Source organism: Streptomyces sp. SX-6 (genome assembly GCF_059089585.1).
This window is the reverse complement of sequence record NZ_JBTHHU010000010.1, coordinates 159633-179947: the sequence shown is the minus strand read 5'-3', so window position 1 is coordinate 179947 and position 20315 is coordinate 159633. Positions and strand designations below refer to the sequence as shown.

At 68.8% G+C, this 20315-nt stretch carries 21 protein-coding genes and 1 pseudogene; 7 read left to right on the top strand and 15 right to left on the bottom strand.

Annotated elements, in window-relative coordinates:
• Window positions 1-34: 34 nt before the first annotated feature.
• The 5 genes from ACV530_RS15375 to ACV530_RS15355 all read right to left on the bottom strand — a co-directional run bounded on the left by ACV530_RS15375 (window position 35) and on the right by ACV530_RS15355 (window position 3867).
• Entirely contained in the window at window positions 35-1114 is a 1080-nt protein-coding gene (locus ACV530_RS15375) for a hypothetical protein (protein ID WP_494332996.1), read from the bottom strand.
• Window positions 1111-1938 (bottom strand): COG1470 family protein, encoded by an 828-nt coding sequence (locus tag ACV530_RS15370; RefSeq protein WP_494332995.1) that lies wholly within the window; start codon window positions 1936-1938, stop codon window positions 1111-1113. The genes ACV530_RS15375 and ACV530_RS15370 overlap by 4 nt, the downstream gene beginning before the upstream one ends.
• Window positions 1935-2747, bottom strand: coding sequence for an LPXTG cell wall anchor domain-containing protein (locus ACV530_RS15365; protein WP_494332994.1), 813 nt, complete (start codon window positions 2745-2747; stop codon window positions 1935-1937). The genes ACV530_RS15370 and ACV530_RS15365 overlap by 4 nt, the downstream gene beginning before the upstream one ends.
• Window positions 2748-2895: 148 nt before the next feature.
• The gene (locus ACV530_RS15360) at window positions 2896-3387 is read right to left on the bottom strand and encodes an ATP-binding protein (RefSeq protein WP_494332993.1); all 492 of its coding nucleotides are present in this window, start codon (window positions 3385-3387) and stop codon (window positions 2896-2898) included.
• Between the two features lie 135 nt (window positions 3388-3522).
• Window positions 3523-3867, bottom strand: a complete 345-nt coding sequence (locus tag ACV530_RS15355; RefSeq protein ID WP_494332992.1) for an STAS domain-containing protein — start codon at window positions 3865-3867, stop codon at window positions 3523-3525.
• A gap of 280 nt (window positions 3868-4147) precedes the next feature.
• Between ACV530_RS15355 and ACV530_RS15350 the strand changes: the two genes are divergently transcribed.
• The gene (locus tag ACV530_RS15350) at window positions 4148-5029 is read left to right on the top strand and encodes an RNA polymerase sigma factor SigF (RefSeq protein ID WP_494332991.1); all 882 of its coding nucleotides are present in this window, start codon (window positions 4148-4150) and stop codon (window positions 5027-5029) included.
• Window positions 5030-5071: 42 nt separating this feature from the next.
• Here ACV530_RS15350 and ACV530_RS15345 read toward each other — a convergent pair whose 3' ends face one another.
• Window positions 5072-5659, bottom strand: coding sequence for a TetR/AcrR family transcriptional regulator (locus tag ACV530_RS15345; protein ID WP_494332990.1), 588 nt, complete (start codon window positions 5657-5659; stop codon window positions 5072-5074).
• Window positions 5660-5770: 111 nt separating this feature from the next.
• Here ACV530_RS15345 and ACV530_RS15340 point away from each other — a divergent pair, with 111 nt between their 5' ends.
• Window positions 5771-6745, top strand: coding sequence for a quinone oxidoreductase family protein (locus ACV530_RS15340; protein WP_494332989.1), 975 nt, complete (start codon window positions 5771-5773; stop codon window positions 6743-6745).
• A 24-nt stretch (window positions 6746-6769) separates the two neighbouring features.
• Here the strand turns inward: ACV530_RS15340 and ACV530_RS15335 are convergent, their stop codons facing one another.
• A complete protein-coding gene (locus ACV530_RS15335; protein WP_494332988.1) occupies window positions 6770-8224 on the bottom strand; it encodes an ATP-binding protein in 1455 nt (484 codons plus the stop codon).
• 179 nt (window positions 8225-8403) lie between these two features.
• Window positions 8404-8586, bottom strand: a complete 183-nt coding sequence (dmpI, locus tag ACV530_RS15330; protein ID WP_494332987.1) for a 4-oxalocrotonate tautomerase DmpI — start codon at window positions 8584-8586, stop codon at window positions 8404-8406.
• Window positions 8587-8703: 117 nt separating this feature from the next.
• Between dmpI and ACV530_RS15325 the strand changes: the two genes are divergently transcribed.
• Window positions 8704-9624 carry a LysR family transcriptional regulator gene (locus ACV530_RS15325; protein WP_494332986.1) on the top strand — a complete coding sequence of 307 codons (921 nt, stop codon included), beginning with the start codon at window positions 8704-8706 and terminating at the stop codon, window positions 9622-9624.
• Between the two features lie 389 nt (window positions 9625-10013).
• On the opposite strand, the gene ACV530_RS15320 is transcribed toward ACV530_RS15325, so the two are convergent.
• From ACV530_RS15320 to ACV530_RS15300, 5 genes and pseudogenes are all read right to left on the bottom strand, one after another.
• Entirely contained in the window at window positions 10014-10493 is a 480-nt protein-coding gene (locus ACV530_RS15320; protein ID WP_494332985.1) for a hypothetical protein, read from the bottom strand.
• 102 nt (window positions 10494-10595) lie between these two features.
• The gene (locus ACV530_RS15315) at window positions 10596-10991 is read right to left on the bottom strand and encodes a DUF6415 family natural product biosynthesis protein (RefSeq protein ID WP_494332984.1); all 396 of its coding nucleotides are present in this window, start codon (window positions 10989-10991) and stop codon (window positions 10596-10598) included.
• A 202-nt stretch (window positions 10992-11193) separates the two neighbouring features.
• Window positions 11194-12003: pseudogene (locus ACV530_RS15310) on the bottom strand (Scr1 family TA system antitoxin-like transcriptional regulator); the annotation flags it as partial.
• A gap of 24 nt (window positions 12004-12027) precedes the next feature.
• Entirely contained in the window at window positions 12028-12555 is a 528-nt protein-coding gene (locus ACV530_RS15305) for a DUF6879 family protein (RefSeq protein ID WP_494332983.1), read from the bottom strand.
• A 321-nt stretch (window positions 12556-12876) separates the two neighbouring features.
• A complete protein-coding gene (locus ACV530_RS15300) occupies window positions 12877-13581 on the bottom strand; it encodes an HAD family hydrolase (protein WP_494332982.1) in 705 nt (234 codons plus the stop codon).
• 322 nt (window positions 13582-13903) lie between these two features.
• Between ACV530_RS15300 and ACV530_RS15295 the strand changes: the two genes are divergently transcribed.
• The 3 genes from ACV530_RS15295 (at window position 13904) to ACV530_RS15285 (ending at window position 16614) form a co-directional block, all read left to right on the top strand.
• The gene (locus ACV530_RS15295; RefSeq protein WP_494332981.1) at window positions 13904-14680 is read left to right on the top strand and encodes a helix-turn-helix domain-containing protein; all 777 of its coding nucleotides are present in this window, start codon (window positions 13904-13906) and stop codon (window positions 14678-14680) included.
• A 75-nt stretch (window positions 14681-14755) separates the two neighbouring features.
• Entirely contained in the window at window positions 14756-16108 is a 1353-nt protein-coding gene (locus ACV530_RS15290) for an AAA family ATPase (RefSeq protein ID WP_494332980.1), read from the top strand.
• Window positions 16109-16152: 44 nt separating this feature from the next.
• Window positions 16153-16614, top strand: a complete 462-nt coding sequence (locus tag ACV530_RS15285) for a hypothetical protein (protein ID WP_494332979.1) — start codon at window positions 16153-16155, stop codon at window positions 16612-16614.
• Between the two features lie 11 nt (window positions 16615-16625).
• Here the strand turns inward: ACV530_RS15285 and ACV530_RS15280 are convergent, their stop codons facing one another.
• Window positions 16626-17315 (bottom strand): aspartate/glutamate racemase family protein, encoded by a 690-nt coding sequence (locus tag ACV530_RS15280; RefSeq protein WP_494332978.1) that lies wholly within the window; start codon window positions 17313-17315, stop codon window positions 16626-16628.
• 122 nt (window positions 17316-17437) lie between these two features.
• Here ACV530_RS15280 and ACV530_RS15275 point away from each other — a divergent pair, with 122 nt between their 5' ends.
• The gene (locus ACV530_RS15275) at window positions 17438-19120 is read left to right on the top strand and encodes a PA14 domain-containing protein (protein ID WP_494332977.1); all 1683 of its coding nucleotides are present in this window, start codon (window positions 17438-17440) and stop codon (window positions 19118-19120) included.
• Between the two features lie 7 nt (window positions 19121-19127).
• Here ACV530_RS15275 and hutI read toward each other — a convergent pair whose 3' ends face one another.
• The gene (gene hutI / locus ACV530_RS15270; RefSeq protein ID WP_494333049.1) at window positions 19128-20300 is read right to left on the bottom strand and encodes an imidazolonepropionase; all 1173 of its coding nucleotides are present in this window, start codon (window positions 20298-20300) and stop codon (window positions 19128-19130) included.
• Between the last annotated feature and the right edge of the window lie 15 nt (window positions 20301-20315).

Below are 20315 nucleotides of genomic sequence, written 5' to 3'. Positions count from 1 at the left end.
GCACGGATTCCGTGCCGGGGCCACCGGCGTTTACTCACGTTTCCCGTGTGATGTCCCCTCCGGGTGCCCCGCGCGGACCTGGTCTTTCGGCCGGGGGGTCCGGGGGTTGTCCCCCGGGAAAGCGCAGTCGGCCGGGGGTCCGGGGGCCGCGCGGCGGAGTCGCTGGTGTCGCAGCCCCCGGGAAGGCGCAGTAGGGATCCTCCCCGCCCAGCGTCCCCGGCCGGAACCACGGCAGCCCGGGGGCCTCGGCGGCGGGCGGCGGCGGCGCGGGGGCGGCGGCCCGTGGCCGTATCCGGTACACGACGGCCATCCCCAGCCGGTACAGCCCCGTCACGGCCACCACGGCGGCCAGCGCCCAGAACAGCGTCACGCCCCAGGGCCGTGCGACCGCCCACGGCTGCTCGACCACCGCCTTCCCGCCGTACTCCAGGGACACCAGGTAGTCGCCGTACGCCCCCGCCGCGAGCTCCACGTCCAGGGACACCCGCGCCGTGGCGCCGGCCGCCACCGTGCCGTGCCAGGTCCGCTTCTCCCACTCGGGGGCGAGCACGTCCCGTGAGACGCCGACCCGGAAGCCGGGGTTCTTCACCGGCGCCGTCCCCGGATTGCCGACTGTCAGCACGAGCCGCCGCCGCGGCGGCGCCCCGAACCAGGTCAGCACCCCGCTGCTGCCCTCCAGGCGCGCGCCCAGCACGCTCAGCCGCTCCCCCGCGCCCTGCGGCAGCGGCGCGACTGGATGCCCGGCCACCCGGAACCCGGCGTCCGCGGTCGCGGCCGGGCCCAGCACGGTCGCGGCGTGCACCACGCACGGGCACGGCTTCGGCGGCGCGGAGACCGGCAGGCTCCGCCGGAACGTGCCGTCCGCGGCGGTCGTGACCGTACGCCCGTCGGCGTTGGCGCACGCGTTGGTGCCGCCGATCATGTTCTGCCCGCAGACGACCAGCGTGAGCAGCGCCCGCGGCCGCCACCCCGCGCCCGTCACCACGACGCTGCCGCCCGTACGGGCCTCGACCCGGTCGACGGCGACCGTCGGCCCGCCGGCGGCAGCCGCGGTCGGTCCGGGCAGCAGCGCGACCAGCACCGCCGCCAGCAGCCCCCACAGCACGCGCCTCACGACGCGCCCCTCACACGCCGACGGCGCCGCCTCCGCAGCGCCCAGACGCCCGCACCGGCGAGCGCCGCGCCCAGTCCGCCCACAGCCGGGCGCAGCCAGGGCAGCGGTGTGTACGACCCGGTCGCGGACGCGGGCGGTGCCCCGGGGGCCGTGGCGGTGACACGGACCTCGACCCGGTCCGTCACGCGCGGCGCGTCCGGCCACCGCTCCTCGAGCCGTACGCTCCGCCCCGGCGGCACCTCGGCGGGCACCTCTTTCGCCGTACGCCGCATGACCTCCCCGAACAGGCCGGACGCGCGGATCGTCAGGCGCGGGGCGACGGCCGTGTTGCCCCGGTTGACCAGCTCGTACCGGATCACCGCACCCCCGCCGCCACCCGCATCGCCGACGCGGACATGCGCCACGCCGAGCGCGTGCAGGACGGCCCCGCCGACCCGTACGGCCACGGGCACCCGCGCCTGCGCACCGTCCCCGGTGACGACGACCGCGGCGGAGTGGTCACCGGGCGTCGCGTCCGCCGGCACGGTCACGGTCAGCGGCACGTCCGCCCGCGTACGGGGCGGTATCCGCACCCGCGCGGCGGCGAGGACGATCCACGGCCCGGTGCCGCGCAGCGAGACCGTACGGACGCGGTCCCCCGCATTCACCACCGTCAGCCTGTCCTCGAGCACCGTGCCCGGGGCGCCCTCCAGGTAGAACGATCTCCGGGTCTCCGGGCCGGGCACCCCCGTGCCGCCCGCGGCGGGCGAGGCCGTCCAGGGCGGCGGGACGGGCGGCGGGACGGCCAGCACAAGGGCCGCCAGAACGGCGGCCGTTCGCGTCACGGGGTGGTGCGCCGGCGCCGGGTCAGCCAGAACACTCCGGCGATCCCGGAGAGGAGCACCGTGCCGCCGAGGGTGCCGAGGGCGACGGCGGAGTCACCGGGCCCGGTCTGCGGCAGCTTGCCGCCGCCGGTGGTCGAACCGCCGGTGGTCCCGCCGGTCGTCGATCCTCCGGTGGTCCCGCCAGTCGTGGACCCACCAGTCGTCGACCCTCCAGTGGACTGTCCACCCGTGGTCTGCCCACCGGTCGACTGCCCGCCCGTCGTGCCTCCCGTCGTGTCCCCGCCCGGCCCCTTGACGTCGAGTGTCAGCGACGGCTTGGGGTTGTTGGTCGGTTCGCACGTCGTCGTCGTGCCCATCGCCTTGATCGTGAGCGTGGAGGCCGTGAAGGTGACCTTGCCGCTCTTCTTCGGCGTGTACGTACCGGACAAGTCCCCTATCTTGATGGGCGTGTTGGCCGGTATCTCCGCATCGTTCGGCTTCCCTTGCACCGCGACAGTGCCGCTGTCCGCACCACCCAGCTTGATGACCGCATTTGGCTGCATCACGCCTTTCGGGAGCGCGATCGGACTGCTCGACACGCCCTTCTGGAAGGACATGGTGAGCTTGTACGCGCTGCCGTCGGCCGCCGCCGTGATGTCGATGGGCGACACGGCGCCCTTGTCGCCGATCGGCGTCTTGCACATGTAGTTCACGTCCACCGTCTCGGCGTCGGCGGCCGGTGCTGCCAGCAGCACCGTGCCGCCCGCCACAGCGGTGGAGAGCGCCAGCGCTCCGGCGCGGCGCAGGGGATGTCGTGGAGTACGGGACACCTGGGGCTCCCCTCATCGTCCGGTGCCGCAGCCGAAGTTACTGACGACACATCAGATCGGCCGCCGACGGTACGCCGGAGATCTTGAGGAGGGAAGACCCGGAACAGGACGCCCCGTATACCGGAGCCATCTCACGAGAGCTACAGAGCTACGAGGGCCCGGCGAGCTCCGCCCACACCGTCTTGCCGACGCCGCCCTCGCAGCGCACGACGCCCCAGTCCAGGCAGAGCCGCTGGACGATGAACATGCCGTGCCCGCCCGGGCGGCCCGCGCGGTGCGGGGTACGGGGTGCGGGCCGTCCGGCACCGAGGTCGGTGACCTCCAGCCTCAGTACCTTGGCCGCCTGGGCGACCAGCAGCTCCTCGGGGCCGCCGGCGTGCAGGCAGGCGTTGGTGACCAGCTCGGAGACGACCAGCAGGACGTCCTCCGCGGCCGCACGGCGGTCGGCCGTGGTCGCGGGCAGCCAGCCCCAGTCGTGGAGCGCCTGCCGGGTGAAATCGCGGGCGAGCGGCACGGCGCCGCTGACCCCGGCGAGCCGGAGACGGCGGACCTGTCCCCCCGGCGGCGGGCCGACGGCGGCTGCGCCGGCCTCGGGACCGGGGTCACCCGGGCCCGGCGAGTATGGCCGGGTGGTGCTCATCAGCGCTTCACCTCACCGATTTCACCGACTAGGACGGACTCGGGTCTTCGCGGACCCTGTGGATTCAGCGGGCTCCTGCCCTGCCGGACGCCATGAACACCTGCGCCCGGCCGCGTGTGACACGAGCAACGCACGTCACTCGGCCAGTGCCGCGTCAAGGGTGTCGTGGACGGCGAAGACCGCCCCGGCACCCGTGATCTCGAAAAGCCGGGCCATCATGGGCCCCATGGCCGCCAGGTGCACCGCACCTCCCGCGGCCTCGGCCTTCAGCCGGGCGCCGAGCAGCACGTTCAGCCCGGTCGAATCACAGAAATCCAGCCGCGAGCAGTCGACGACCACGCGCGCACCCGTTTCCCGTGCGCATTCCTCCAGCGGCTCCCGCAGAAGCTCGGCCGTGTGGTGATCGAGTTCACCGACCGGGGCCACGACCGCGCTCACGCCCTGCCGCCGTACCTCCACCCTCAGCCGGGCCGCGCTCACGGCGACACCCTTCCCCTGGCATCTCCGTATTCCATTGCGCGCGTCCCTTCGTGATGGAGTCGTGACGTACTCGCGAAACCCTGGGAAAACCCTACGGGTTCGATACGCACCGCGAAAACCGAAGAACGGGCATTACCTACCAAATACGGACACCCCGCACTTGCCAAGTCAATGTAAAGACCGGTACGGCTAGATGAAGACAGAAACCGCCACGGACGGCCTTGGAGGCGCCGCAAACCGCAGCACGAGCTCAGGCTCCGGCAGCCATACGCCGAGAAAGATGGAGGAGACCATGTCACCCCGGCTCGACGAATCGCGTTCCCCGCTACCTTCGGAGACCGCCTCGTCGGCATCCGCACCACTGCCCGGACTCCCGGAGATCCCCCCGTTCCATGAGGTGGGACCGGTCGACGCACGGGCACTGTCCAAGACCCTGTTCGCACGCCTCGAATCGCTCGAGGAAGGCACGCACGAATACGCGTATGTGCGCAACACTCTGGTCGAACTCAACCTGGCGCTCGTGAAGTTCGCCGCCTCCCGGTTCCGTACCCGCAGCGAACCGATGGAAGACATCATCCAGGTCGGCACCATCGGCCTGATCAAGGCGATCGACCGCTTCGAGCTCAGCCGCGGCGTGGAATTCCCCACCTTCGCGATGCCGACCATCATCGGCGAGATCAAGCGCTTTTTCCGCGACACCAGTTGGTCGGTGCGCGTGCCCCGCCGCCTCCAGGAACTCCGCCTCGATCTGGTCAAGGCCGGCGACGAGCTCGCCCAGCGCCTCGACCGCTCGCCGACCGTCGCCGAACTCGCCGCACACCTCGGCATTTCCGAGGACGAGGTCGTCGAGGGCATGGGCGCGAGCAATGCCTACACCGCGAGCTCCCTGGACGCCCCGCCCGAGGCCGACGAGCCCGAGGGCGCCCTGGCGGACCGCATCGGCTACGAGGACCACGACCTCGAGGGCGTCGAGTACGTCGAGTCGCTCAAGCCCCTCATCGCCGAACTGCGGCCCCGCGACCGGCGGATCCTCTCCCTCCGCTTCGTGGCGAACATGACGCAGTCCGAGATCGGCGAAGAGCTGGGCATCTCGCAGATGCACGTCTCGCGTCTGCTGTCGCGCACGCTGGTCAGACTCCGCCGCGGCCTCCTCGAGGAGTAACGCCCCACCGCCGTACCGCCCTTGCCCGGCGGTACGGCGGAGTCACAGGCCGCCCAGCAGCCCCTCGGCCAGCACCCGCAGCGCGACGGCGAGCCTCTCCCCCTCCCCCTGAGCCAGCAGGCCCAGCACCGGGCCGCTCTGCAGGCTGCCCAGCAGGACGTGCGCGAGCAACTCCGCGTCCAGGTCAGGGCGTTCCTCGGCGATGAGCGCGCTCACATGGCCGTGCCAGAACGCGTAAACCGGGTGAGCCTCCCCCGCCCCCTCCTGCGGCACCGCCACCGCATGCCCAAGTGCGGCCAGCAGCCCCTTATTTCGCCCCACGACATCCACGGCCGCGTCCAGAAACGCGAACAGCCGCTCACGCGGCGGCGCCCCTGGCCCCAACGGCGGCGGCCCGTTCCGCACCGCACCCTCCAGCGCGTACGCCCGCTCCTGCATCAACTCCCGCATCAGCCCCATGCGGCTGCCGAAACGGTGGAACACCGTCCCCTTGCCGACCCCCGCCGCGGCGGCGATCCGCTCCACCGAGACCTGATCGGGCCGGTGATGCGCGAGGAGTTCCTCCGTCGCCGCCAGGATCGCGCGCCGATTGCGCGCAGCATCGGCCCGTTCACGACGCACCTCTGCCACTGCTACGTCACCTCTCCGTTCTGCCCGTCCTGGACAACTGGACCGACGGTCCACTACGGTTCCTGACCGTCAGTCCAGTTTAGAACCCCACCTGTACGGAGGAGAGTTCTCATGCGACGCATCCGTTACCACCAGCACGGCGGCCCCGAGGTCCTCACCTTGGAAGAAGCCCCGGTTCCCACTCCCGCATCGGGCCAAGTCCTCATCCGCGCCGAGGGAATCGGCGCCAACTTCGTCGACACCTCGCTCCGCCGGGGCGGTGCCTACAGCAACCTCTACCAGCGCCCCCTGCCCAGAACCCTCACCGGCGACGTCGTCGGCGTGGTGGAAGTGGTGGGCCCGGACGTCGACTCCGCCCTCGTCGGCCGCCGGGTCGCCGGCCTGTCCGAGGACGCCTTCGCCGACTACACCGTCACCGACGCACAGTGGCTCGCCCCAGTACCCGATGGCCTCGACCTCGGCATGGCCAGCATGCTCCCCATGGGCGCCCCGGTCGCCCTGCGCTCCCTGCGCACCGGCCGCCTCGCCCCCGGCGAGACCGTACTGGTCCACTCGGCCGCAGGAGGCATCGGCCATCTCGCCGTCCAGCTCGCGAAGTTGCTCGGCGCGGGCACCGTCATAGCCACCGCCGGCTCGGCAGCCAAGCTCGACTTCGCCCGCGAACTCGGCGCCGATGCGGGCGTCGACTACACCGCCGACGACTGGCCGGACCAGGTCCGCAAGATCGCCCCCCAAGGCGTCGACGTCGTCGTCGACGCAGCAGGCGGCGAAATCCTGCGCCGCAGCCTCGGCCTACTGGCCCCGCACGGCCGCCTGGTGACGTACGGAGCCGCGAGCGGCGCCTTCGACGGCATCCCCGTGACGGACCTCTACGCCCTGCGCTCGGTGGCGGGCTTCTCCCTCATAGCCTGGCGCGCGGCGGCCCCGGAACAGGCCCGCCAGGACATCACCGACTCCACCGAGTACGCGACAACAGGCCGCCTGCGCACGGCGGTTCACGTCGCCCTCCCCCTGACCGAGGCAGCGGAGGCCCACCGGATCCTCGAGGGGAGGGAACAACTGGGGAGGGTGCTCCTCGTCCCCTGACCGCGATACTCGCCGAGCCTGCGCTCAGCTTCCGGACATCCAGGCCCGGACGACCTCGCGCGGCCCCCAGACGAGGTCGAGCTTGCCGGGCTCCAGGTCCGTTGCCATCCCGGACAAGGACACCGCCACCAGCCCCGTACACCCGGGTTCGAACCCGGGCACCTGTGCCGCACCCTTCACCAGCGCGGCGAGGTCGTGGCTGTCGAACGGCGTACCCAGCCACTTGATGGAACCCGCGAAATGCAGCTGCCGTGCGACGGGGTAACGATCCGCTCCGACGAGATCCACCTCGGGGTTGAACTGCCGGTTCCACCAGCCGCCCACGGACTCGGTGTCACCCCAGGGCAACTCACCGGATACAGCGGCGAGTTCCAGCGCCTCGCGGATCAGCGGCTCGACAGCCCGGCCACGCCAAGTGGCCCACCGCCGTTCCACGAGCCGGAAGCCCACCTCGGGCCGGCCTCTGCGCGCCTGCTCCTGCACGGACCGCAACGCACCCAGGTAGAGGCGCAGATTACTGTCCGCGACCCGGTAGAGCATGGGCTTGCCCGCCTGTGTGGACAGCGGCTCGTCCGCCGCGAGAACCCGCTTCTCCTCCACCAGCCGGCGCAGCAGGGGGGACAGGGACCCGGACGGCAGGGCGCCCTGTCGACTCCCGGCTGTCGCCGCAATGTTGGCATGGGTACGGTCGCCGCTGCCCACCGCTTCCAGGACGCGCCTCGCCTGGTCGGGAGAGGGGAACTCGGCCAACAGCGCCGACTCCGGCACGCTGAACACCGGTGCGGCGGGGTCGGCGCACTCCGCCTCGAGAAATGTGAGCGCCGGCGTGCTGTGCGGCCAGCTGCGCAAAATGCCCGGCAGTCCGCCGGACACCAGGTGGGCATCGATCGCATCGGCACCCTCGAGGCCGAGGGCCTGCCCCGTCTCCGCCGGATTGAGCGGCCCGAGCACCAGGTTGTCGGCCCGTCCGTAGAAGGGCCGGTCATAAGCGGTCAGCCGTTCCATCATGTGGATGTCGCTGCCGAGAAGCAGGAGCAGCACAGGCTTCTGCGCAAGCAGCCGGTCCCACGCAGTCTGCAACGCCCCGTCGAACAGGTCGTCTTGCTCCGCCAACCAGGGCAGTTCGTCGAGGACGACGATGGAGGGAGTGTCGGGGAGCACCGAGGCCAGGACCCGGAACGCATCGGGCCAGCTACCACCGCTGTGTGCGGGGACGAGCTCGCTGTTGGCGGGCAGAGGGGAATCCTTGAGATCCGCGAGGAACGAGCCCACCGCCTCGACGGGCGATGCCCCCTTCGTCGCGGTGGAGAAGAGGTAGGGCATCTCTGCGCGATCGCAGAATTCCTGGACCAGACGCGACTTGCCCACCTGGCGGCGCCCTCTTATCGCGACGGCCGTACCGGTCCCCGATGCTGCGATCCGGTTCAGACGCTTACGCAGGACCGCCAGCTCGGTCGCGCGCCCGATGAATTCCGCCATGCCGAACCCCGCATCTACGTAGATCCGATCTACATAGACTGACTCTACCTTCTACTGGTGCCTGGCGCGCCATGAAATGGAGGCGCACCACATCCAGGAGGCATACATCCAACCGGGGCCGTTGTGCGTCCCGCGCGCGGCGGGGGCGGGACCCACAACGCCCGCCCGGACACCGCCCGCTACTTGTCCGCGGCGAGCTTCCCCGCGACGCCGAAGCTGTCGGTCGGGGTCTCCTCGATGAAGACCATGACCGTCTCGGCCGGGATCTGGTACGTCTCGACGAACGCGTCGGTGACCTTCTTGATCAGCTCCCGCTTGAGCTCGACGCTGCGGGGACCCTGCTGAATAGTGACGGCAGGCATGATCTCTCCTACGTTGCTTCCGTTTTCGAACATGACCACCCTCACGAAATCGCATGTCCACATCAATCACGGCGTGTGAAAGGATCGATGATCCAGGATCATCGACGGAGGTCAGCGGTGGAACGGCAAGAGATGGAGACGTTCCTCGCCCTGGCCGAAAACCTGCACTTCGGGCGCACCGCCGAACACCTCGGCCTCGCCTCCGGGCGGGTCAGCCAGATCATCGCCAAGTTGGAACGCCGCTTCGGCACCACGCTGTTCGAACGCACCAGCCGCCACGTCGCCCTGACCCCGGCCGGGCAACAACTCCGCGACGACCTCCTGCCCGCGCAGCAGCAGATCCGGCAGGCCATAGCCCGCATGATCGCCACCGGGCGGGGCATCACCGGCACGCTGCGCGTCGGTTACTCCACGCAATGGGTGGGCGACCTCATCCTCGAGGCCGGTGACGCCTTCCGCGCCGACCACCCCGACTGCGACGTCCAGGTGCAGGAGGTGCATCTCGGCGACCCCCTCGGCCTCCTGCGCTCCGGCGGCCTCGACCTCCAGCTCACCGAATTCCCCATCGACGAACCGGACATCACCACCGGCCCGGTCATCTTCTCCGAGCTCCGCGCCCTCCTCGTCCCGGCCCAACACCCCTTCGCCCGGCGCGACACCGTCTCCCTCGAAGACCTCGCCCGCACTTCGCTGGTGACAATGGCCGCCGGAGACATTCCGCCCTACTGGTTCGACCACCACTTCCCGACCCACACACCCCAGGGCCGCCCCATCCCCCGTGGCCCCGCCGCCACCCACTGGACCGAAATACCGTCCCTCGTCGCGGCGAACCGAGGAGTCTCCCCCGCCTCCGCCCGAGCCGTCGACTACTACTCCCGCCCCGGCATCACCTTCGTACCCTTCCGTGACGCCCCGCCCGTCGAATACGGCCTCCTCTGGCCCACGTCCGGCAACACCGCCCGGGTCCGCGCCTTCGTCGAGACCATCTGCAAGATCGCCGCCGCGGGCGGGTCGGCGACTGCACGGTCAACGGTGTAAGCCAATTTTCGGCCGGTGACACGAGGCCGACGATCACCGGCGGTCTGTTGCTCGTGGGTGCCCGGTGCCTGCATACGTGATCCAGCAGGTGTCACGACCGGTGTCCACGAGGTACCAAACGCGCCCGCCGCCGGTCACTTCGATCTGCCACTGCTCGCATATGCGCCCATTGCGGGGTGTATGCGCCAGATCCCCCTTCAGGCGGTGATGACGAGGCGTGCTCACGGTTGGCCTGGGATCGGTCCGCATGACGACCCAGGCACGGTACGTGTTTTCGCAGGCTTGCTGTGACAGCGCTTCCCAGCCCTTGGCAGCGGCAGCATCCGCGAATCTGACCTCCCAATGCCCTTCCGGCGCGGGTGGAGCGACCCGGTCGCCGCGACCTGGAGTCACGCGACTTCCCTGGGATCCGGCACCGGCCCGTAGTCGGAGTCATGACTCCTGGTAAGAGCAGCCAGCAGCTCCGGGTCGGCATAGACCTCGGCTGTGTGCTCCCACTCGATGAGCATCTGGGCAACAGCCGAGGTATTGGAGACCGATTCGGCAGCCCTCATGGTGTCGACCAGCTCGACCGCGAAGGCGTGGACGTCCCGATCGGGTAGGAAGTGCACCCAGGGGAAGGCATCCGGAAGGATGTCGAGGAGCAGTTCCATACTGCCGGGTTCACGTCGTGCCATGGCTACGAGCATCCGCGTCGCAGCCGACACCACGGTCTGGTCCTGTTCCGCCCGGACCGCGGTGGTGAGGATCAAGTCCTCACCGTCTCTGCGATGCAGAAGCAGCCGCGGCGACTCCTTCAGCCGGGCAAGCGTCTGCTTGTTCCTGTTGACCAACTCAGAGAAGTTCACGGCGGCGTGTTCGGCGCTCATAACTTTGAAAGTACTTCGAAACCCACTTCCAAGCTATCGCCCATAAGAGCGAACAGGGTTGCGCTCGTTTGCCAGATCCGCCGCCACCGCTGGGTGATGGCCTCACTCGTCGATGCAGTCCACGAGGCGACGGCAGGTGCGGCCGAGTTCGGCCATGTGGACGGCCGCCGCGTGCCGGCTCAGGCCGCTGTCGCGGTCGACGTCGTCCCTGACGCGGACGATCAGCGCCTTCCACTGAAGCCAGGCATCACTGCCGCGCTCGAGCTGATCCACGCGGTACTGCGCCTCCGGAAGCATGAGTTGAAGATGCCCACGCAGGGCGTCGGTGATCTCCCGGGTCTCGCCGAGGCCGGGCGGAGAGGGGCGGTACCGCAGGGCTCGACGGACGGTGGCACGGATCGTCACCAGGTCGAGGGGTGCGTTGTCGCCCGCCATCAGGGTCGTGATCGGCGCGTGTTGCCGCGCGGTGCGGTCGTTGGTTTCGTCTGCAGGAGACATGGGTCCTCGACTTCTTCTGGTCCGCCACCAAGGCTGAACGGCATTGGGCAAGGTGGCACGGACGCTCGGCCCACGAGACTGCCAACCGATCCGTCCTGCCAGCATGGACGCTAGAAGTGAGGCGTCTTCCCGCACTATGAGGTTGCAGACGATTGCAAGACGGTCGTCCCAGGGAGTTGATCGCTACGCCGATCAGCTTCCGAGCCTCACACCCATGAACAGCCATCCTGGACAACTCGGCGAACGCCCGGGCATAGGTGGCTACTTCGCTGGGCTGCGCCACCGTCACCTTCGCTGTCAGCAGCTCCACGTGTACCCGCTGATCGTCAAACATGGTGAAGGTCTCTTGACCCCACATCTCACGCGGGGTCGTGCGCGGAATGACGCCGAGGGAGAGGTTCGGCAGAGACATAACCGCCAGAAGATAAGCGAGTTGAGCCGCCAACACGTCGGCCCCTCCATACCGGTAGTAGAGAACATCCTCCTCCACCACGAAGGCGAAACGACGGTTCCCTTCCCGGATGACCTGCGATCGGGAGACTCGAGCTGATGCCGCCTCTGCCGCGTCGTCCGGCAACCGCCTGAACTGCGCAATGGACTTCAGTAGCGCCCGGGCATAGTCCTCGGTCTGCAGCACTCCCGGCATCACTCTTGTCGAATAGACCCTGAAGTGATGTGTGCGCTCATACAGCGGGACGTATGACTCCTGGAGCCTACGGAGACCTGTTCTCTGCAACCGTCGCCACTGAACGTACATGGAGTCAGCGCTGCGATTGGCCGCGATCAGGTCGTCCAGCTGGTCCTCGGCGCCACAGGCGCGGCACCAGGCCCGCAGGTCATCATCCGACGGAGCAGTCTTCGCATTCTCAATGCGGGAAGATTTCGCAGGGTGCCAGCCACACGAAGCGGCAAGGTCACGGCCGGTCAGTCCTGCATCGAGCCTGAGCTCGCGCAGCCTCCCCGCGAGCGCTTCACGGGCAGCCTGAGCACTCGACGAGGGCGAGGCGGACACGGACAACTGTTCCTGTGGCTCTGACTAGACCTTGAAGTCTCCATGCGGGATTGCACGGCCCCACACAGTGTTGAAGGCAGCAGAACACAGCTTGGCCACTGCTGGCTGATCATTGATTTCCGGACCGGCCGAGGCTCCATCGCCGGTGAAGTGGTTGAACCTCACCACTCGGTCATCGAACAGCCAGAAGTCGTTCCCCGGCAACGCGATGTCTGATGCGAGACGCCGAGGCAGCCAACGAACCGCTTCTCCAGCCTCGATATTCAGTCCGGTGCCGGCGTGCTCGAATCGGATGTACTCAGACACTGGCTCTGACACGATGCGGGCTCGACAGATCACCACACCGCGTGCCACGGTCTCGGCAACAAGATCCAGCCAAGCACGTCGTCGTCCTGTACGGTCATGCCGACTACTGTCGTCACCCGCCTTCCACGCCTGGAACTCCGCAGCCTCAGCGGCGATGCCGTAGGTGTCACGCATCTCCAAGTGAACTGCTGAACTACGGCAGTCAGCAACCATCTCAGAGAAGCTGGGCGCGCTGTTCTGCGGCATCACAAGCCTTCCGTACCAGGGACACCATTCGGGCCGGAATCCTGATCACAGCCTCACCGTCAGGGATGTGACCGACCTCAAGGCACTGGCCCTTCGTACGGTCGTCTGCCTTCCATCCTTGCAGCACCACGTCAGCGTTCTCTTCATCGACCCAAACCGTAGGACACTCATCGCCATCAGTGTTGGGGTCCTTCCCGAAGAACCGCAGCGACATGGCCAACTCCCTTGTGACGTCGCACCTGATGGCACGAGCGTCGCCCTGGCACCGGGCGGCGTCAAGGGCGCATGGGAGCGCAGCACCAGCACCTCCGGAGGGATCGGCTACTGGCTCCCGCGCACAGCATCCACCACAGTCCCCGTATCCACGAGATCCCGCAGCACCACATCCGCCCCAGCCGCCGCGAGCTCCTCCGCCGTCGCCCGCCCCGTAGCCACCGCGACCGCCAGCGCACCGCCCGCCTTCGCCGTGGCGACGTCCCGGACCGTGTCGCCGAAGATCACCGTGTCGGGCCCGGCGTACGTCCGCCCGTGCCGCGCGTGAGCGCGCCGCCACGCATGCGCAAGGAGCGCGGTGCGCTCCATCGCATCGTCCCCGTACGCACCGGAGTCGAAGTCGATGTGCTCCGCGAGCCCGAACACACGCAACTTCAGCTCCGCGAGCCTGCGTACGTTGCCCGTGAGCACCGACTGGTGCACGTTGCCCTCGCGCGACAGCGCCGACACCGCCGCCTGCGCTCCGGGCAGCACCCGCCCTGTCGCGGCGAGTTGGTCAGTACGAGCACTGTGCTCGTCCACCAACGCTTCCGTCAGACGCCCGACCACGCTCGACTCGGCACGTACACCATTGAGTTCGAGCATGTCGGTCGCGATCGCCAGTTCGGTTTGCCCGGCCATGTTGACCATTCTTTCGAGCCGTTGGCCCGTGACGCGGGCGAACGCCGCCGCGTACGCGTCATGGCTCACGCCTCCGCAGTCGATCAGGGTCTGATCGATGTCCCACAGCACCAGCCGATGCCCTGCACTCATGCCTTCAGCTCCTCACTCCGGATCGAGCTTTTCAAGACCTGGTCAACCGTGAACTGGCCCGCCCAGACGCCCAGTTAAAGAATGTTGGGAATTACCAATACCAACCAAACCCGGCGCGCGTCACACCATCGGGTGACTCTGTGGCAGACGCCGCGAACGGCGCGGTACGGTCGCGCCAGTAACCCCGGACAGACGACGGCCCCCGGCGGGACTGCAACCCCCGGCCGAGGGCCTGATCATCAAGGAAGAGAACCACTTCCCCATGACTGACGCGCAGTTTAGCGCGCGCCCACCCGCGCGCACGCAGTCTTCTCACGCCGGAGTGACCCACATCCGGCACCGCCACGACTCCCACTTCACCGTCGTCGGCAACCACCTCGCCCAGCACCCCGACCTCTCCCTCGTGGCGATCGGCATCGGCGTGTACGTGCAGTCGCTGCCCGACGGGGCGCACATCGGGATCAAGGACCTCACCCGCCGCTTCCGCGAAGGCGAGATCGTCATCGCCCGCGCGCTGAAGGAGCTCGAGCAGGCCGGATACCTCGAGCGCAAGCGCATCCGCACCGAGACCGGCCGGGTGGTGACCCGCACCCACTGGTACGAGCGTCCGGGCGCCCCGCCCGTCCCCACCGTCAGCCTCGCCAAGAAACGGCCTGCCCCGAAGCCCCCGCAGCGGCCCCCTGCCACCGAACCCGAACTCCCGCCCGTCGACGAGCCCGTCGACGAGCCCGCAGCCGAACTGCTCGCCAGTCTGCGCCGCCGCGACCCGCGGATGCTGCTGTCGCAGAAGGACGTACGCAGCCTCGCCCCCGCCGTCCGCGACTGGCTGGACCGTGGCATCGGCCCGCAGCAGATCACCCGCACACTCACCGCCGATCTGCCCGTCGGCACCATCACCTGGCCCGCCCGCCTGCTGGCCTACCGCCTGGCGAACTGGCTGCCGCCCGCCCTGCCGATCGCCCCCGCCGCCGAGCCCCAACCGGTGCAACCGACCGGCCCGTTGCCGTTCCAGACGTGCGACGGCTGCGAACGCGCCTTCCGCGCCGAGAGCCCCGGCCTGTGCCGGGACTGCCGTGCCACAGCGGACGACGCAGCGTGAGCCGCCACGCTCGGCACCAGGAATGCGGGACACTGATCGCGCACGCAACTGACCGCACGATGGAACGGCAGCCACGTGGACACAGCAAATCCTTCGCCTCCTCCTCGCATCGAGGAGTTGCACCTGAAGGAATTCAAGAGCTTCAGCCAGCAGGTACTACCGCTGTCCGACCTCACCGTGCTCGTCGGCCGTAACAGCAGCGGAAAATCGAACGCACTCGATGCCCTCGTACTTCTGTCGCGCCTGGCGGGCGGACACGACATCCGGGACGCACTCGACGGAAGCCGGACCGGACAGGAGCCGATTCGCGGCGGCTCGGCCGGATGCCCCCCATTCGGATTGAGCTCGTTCCACGTCGGCTGCCGAGTTCACCTTGATGACTGGATGGTCGATTACAGCATCCGCATCGAAGCCCAGCCCGAAGTCCGGATCACGAGCGAGCGCGTCATCTGTGTTTCGGGTACGGGCTCGGACGGCAGTGACCTCAGTGGACGGGCTCTCCTCGATGCCCGTGGTGCGTCACCGCACGGGAGCGATCTCGAGGTGTACTTCTACGACGGCAACGAGCGGCTCGCCGGTCCGGTCCCCATGTCCCGGCACCGTTCCGTCCTGAGCCAGGCGTACACGCGGCTGCCGCTGAGGTCTCAGCATGTGCAGCAGCTCCTTCAGGGCATTTCCGGTGTCGCAGCCGCACTGATGAACGTCTTTGTGCTCGACCCGGTACCTCACCTCATGCGCCAGTACGTCAACATCAACGACTCCTCGTTGAGGAGCAACGCGGAAAACTTGAGCGCTGCTTTGGCTGTGGCCAGGTCGGAGGACCCGGAGGGCTTCGCCCAACTGGAGCTCATGGTCTCCGAGATGTCGGAACAGCATGTGGACTCATTGACCACGGTTGAGACCGACCTCGGCGACGTGCAGCTCGTACTCTGCGAGAAATCACCGCACGGCACGGTCAATCGCGTACCGGCACGCGCCGTCAGCGACGGTGTCCTGAGATTCCTCGCCTTCGGTGCCGCCGTCCTCGGCTCTCCACTGCTTGCTTCGGCCGGCTACGAAAGCGTCGGCGCGCGCCAACTCGTAGTCGAGGAAGTCGAGAACGGCCTCCACCCGGACCAGGCTTCACGCGTGCTGACGCTGATCAAAAGGCAGGCGAGGAACCAGCCCCTGCGCGTCCTGCTGACCACACACAGTCCCGCCCTGCTCAACGCACTCAACGGTGAAGACCACGAAGGTGTGATCGTCTCCGATCGGGACCCCGAGAACGGAAAAAGCCGCCTGCGTCGGCTCATTGAGCTCCCCGGCTACCCGGAACTCATGGCCTCCGGCGGACTTGGCGATGCTGTCGCAGAGGGGCGGCTGCCCGCCGCAGGTGAGACACACGGAACGGACTCCGGTGCGTTTGACGCATTCCTGGGGTCTCTGTGACACACGCGCGCAAAGCCTTACTCCCGCTTCCCGTTGTCGACTTCATGGACACATCGGTACTGGTCGAGATCCTCTCGGTTCCCGGCAAGAGCCAACAGCACGCCCAGACGGTGGCAGAGCTCCGAAAGCGCCAATCCCTGGGGATCCGGTTCATCCTCCCCACCGCGACTCTGATCGAGACCGGCAATCACATCTTCCAGGTGAAAGACGGAACCGCGCGGCGAACGTGCGCCACGCGATTCGCGACGATGCTGGAACTCACGGCAGCGGGCGAGACACCCTGGGTCCTGCACGAACGTACCTGGTCCGGCGAGGTACTCCGGATGCTGCATGCCGGTGGAGCGACCGGCATGACCTTGGTCGAGCACTCGGCACGGCAGTTACTCGGCACGGGCGACCTGAGCATCCTCGTGGAGCGTGATTTATACGCTGCCAAGGTTCGGGCACAGGTCCGCATTTGGACACTGGAACAGTGCATGACCGCGTGGGCAGATCCACGCGGCTGACCGTCCCGGATCTACCCCAGCGCCGCCTCCACCGCCGCCTCCGCGTGCAGCCGGGCCGTCGGGAAGACCGGCACCGGGCTGTCCTCGGAGCCGATCAGCAGCTCGATCTCCGTGCAGCCCAGGATGATGCCCTCCGCGCCCTCGTCAACAAGCTTGCGGATGACGGACTTGTACGCCTCGCGGGACTCGTCGCGGACGATGCCGACGCACAGCTCCTCGTAGATCACGTCGTGGACGACACGGCGGCCGTCCTCGTCCGGGAGCAGGACGTCCAGGCCCTGCGACTCGAGGCGGCCCCGGTAGAAGTCCTGCTCCATCGTGAAGGCGGTCCCCAGCAGGCCGACGCGCCGCTTGCCCGCCGCGCGTACGGCGGATGCGGTGGTGTCGGCGAGGTGGAGGAGGGGGACGCCGGTCGCGGCCTCGATCTGGTCGGCGACCTTGTGCATGGTGTTGGTACAGAGCACCAGCACGTCCGCGCCCGCCGCCTCCAGTGACTTGGCCACACCGGCGAGAATCTCGCCCGCCTCCTGCCAGCGCCCCTCGGCCTGGAGGCGCTCGATCTCCGCGAAGTCCACGGAGTAAAGGACGCACTTCGCCGAGTGCAGGCCGCCCAGTCGCTCACGTGTCAGTTCGTTGAGGAGGCGGTAGTACTCCGCGGAGGACTCCCAGCTCATGCCCCCGAGCAATCCGATCGTTTTCATCAGGTCACTCTCACCGCGCGGACACAGCGGGCGCAAGGGGGATTTTGCCAAGTCATGGCATGATCAACGACGGCGTTCCCCCCACACCTTGCGCCACACGTTGACTTGCAAGGAACTCAACCGTGATCAGTCGAAACGCCATACATCGCGCCTCGGCCACGACGCTCGCCCTCGCCTCCGCGACCCTGGGCCTGACCCTGCCCACCGCCGGAACCGCCCACGCGGCACCCGCCGCGAACTGCGCACCCGGCGTCTGGAAGGCGAGCTTCTACGCCAACACCACCTTCCGCGGCACGCCCAAGAAGACCGCCTGCGACAGCACCATCGACGAGAAGTACGGCACGGGTGCCCCCGCGGGCCTGCCCCGCGACAACTTCGGCGTCCGCTGGACCACCACCCGCGACTTCGGCTCGGGCGGCCCCTTCACCTTCACCGCCGAGGCGGCCGACGGTATCCGCGTCTACCTCGACGACAGCCGCAAGATCGACCTGTGGAAGGACGTGTCCCGGCCGCAGAAGAAGACCGTCAAGGTCACCGTGCCCAGGGGCAAGCACACGCTGCGCGTGGACTACGCAGCGTTCACCGGGCCGGCGAGCGTGAAGTTCGGCTACACGCCCGTCACCGGCAAGGCCGACGACAAGGTCGAGCCGCTCCGGCCGGGCAAAGTGCGGGCCGCGTACGACCGTTCGTCCGGCACGGCCACGGTTTCGTGGCCGAAGAACAATGAGATGGACCTCGCCGGATACCGGGTGCTGCGCCGTACGGTGCCGCGCGACGCCAACCCGGGCGACTGGCGCACGATCAGCGGCAGCAAGCCGCTGACGAAGACGTCTCTCGTCGACCGTCCGGCCCGCAACGGTGACTCCTACGAGTACGCCGTGACGGCCGTCGACAAGGCGGGCAATGTCTCGGAGCGGTCCGTCGAGGCGCGGGTGAGCACCGCGATGAGCGCCCCGGGCTGGGTCGAGGCGTCCTCCTCCGGACAGAAGGTGAGGGTGACTTGGGCGAAGGTCGGTGACCAGGATGTGGCGGGCTATCACGTCTACCGGCGGATCGCACCCCTGGGCATCTGGCAGGTCGTCGGCACCACTCGTGAGACGTCGTTCACCGACACGCCGTCGAACGACGGGACCGTCTACGACTACGTGATCACCGCGTTCGACAAGGGGGGAGCCCAGTCCCAGCCATCACGTATCGCCCGGTACGCCACTTCGGATACCACCCCGCCGGACCGGGTGACCGATCTCGGCTTCGTGGGCTCCACCTACATGATGCTGGCCTGGGACCACAACCGTGACACGAGCGTCAAGGAGTACCGGATCTACCGCGCGGCCGACAAGGGCGAGCCCTTCGAGCTGATCGCCACCCAACCGCGTGGTACGAACCGGTACTTCGAAGACCGCGAGCCAGCTCCAGGGCAGTACCGCCTCTATTACGTCACCGCGGTGGACCAGGCGGGCAACGAGTCGAAGCCTTCGGAGACGCTCACCGCCCAGCGTTCGCAGTACCTGAACTACGACCTGCGGCCGCCACGGAACCTGGTGCCCGACATGAACCTCGGCTACCTGCGCATCACGTGGGAAAGGGAACGCTACCCCTCCCGAGAGATCGCCAAGTACCGGGTGTACCGCTTTGAGAAGGGCCGCCTCAACCCGACCAAGGTGACCGACTTGCCCACGGACAGCTGGTTCGCCGACGAGGATGTACGCAAGGGCCACACCTATACCTATGCGATAGCGGCCGTCGACTCCCGGGGCGACGAGAGCCCTCTCTCGGCGAGGATCAGCGTGCCGGTCTACAGCTGACCTGCCGTCAGATCTCCCTTGTGCCCCGGCGCCACACCGCCGACACCAGCGGCACGCCGGGGCGGTACGCGAGGTGGACGTGGGACGGGGCGTCCAGCAGGACCATGTCCGCGCGGGCGCCCGGGGCGACGCGGCCGATGTCCGTACGGCGCAGGGCCGCGGCACCGCCGGCCGTGGCGGACCAGACGGCCTCGTCGGGGGTCATGCGCATGTCCCGTACGGCGAGGGCTACGCAGAACGGCATCGAACTCGTGAAGGACGAGCCGGGGTTGCAGTCCGTGGAGAGCGCGACGGTGGCGCCCGCGTCGAGGAGGCGGCGCGCGTCGGGCCACTGGGCGCGGGTGGAGAACTCCGCGCCGGGGAGCAGGGTGGCCACCGTGCTGCCGTGGGCGAGGGCGTCGACGTCCGCGTCGGTGAGGTGGGTGCAGTGGTCGGCGGAGGCCGCGCCGAGTTCCACGGCGAGCTGGACGCCGGGGCCGTGGCCCAGCTGGTTGGCGTGGACGCGCGGCGTCAGGCCGCGCTGTGCGCCCGCGGTCAGGATGGCGCGGGCCTGGTCGCCGTCGAAGGCGCCCCGCTCGCAGAAGACGTCGACCCAACGGGCGTGCGGCGCGCAGGCGTCGAGCATCTCGCCGGTGACGAGGGCGACGTAGCCCGCCGGGTCGTCGGCGAACTCGGGGGCGACGATGTGGGCCCCGAGATAGGTGACCTCGTCGGTGTGGGCGGCGGCGATGCGCAGGGCGCGGGCCTCGTCGTGGACGGTGAGGCCGTAGCCGGACTTGGTCTCGAAGGTGGTGGTGCCCTGGCGCAGCGCCTCGTGGAGGTGGTGCAGGAGGTTGGCCTCGAGCGCCTCGTCGGACGCGGCGCGGGTGGCGGTCACGGTGGTGCGGATGCCGCCGGCCTTGTAACTCTGGCCGGACATGCGTGCGTTGAACTCGGCGGTGCGGTCACCTGCGAAGACGAGGTGGGAGTGGGAGTCCACGAAGCCGGGGAGGGCGGAGCGGCCCCCGGCGTCGACCCGGTTGTCAGTGGCGGGTGCTTTGCTTGTCTCACCGACCCAGGCGATGCGGTCGCCGTCGATGACGACCGCCGCGTCCTGGATCAGGCCGAGGGGGCCCGTGCCGAAGGAGGTGTCGTTGGTGACGAGACTGCTGATGTTGGTGATGGCCGTGGTCGTCGTCATCGTCGTCATGGGGGT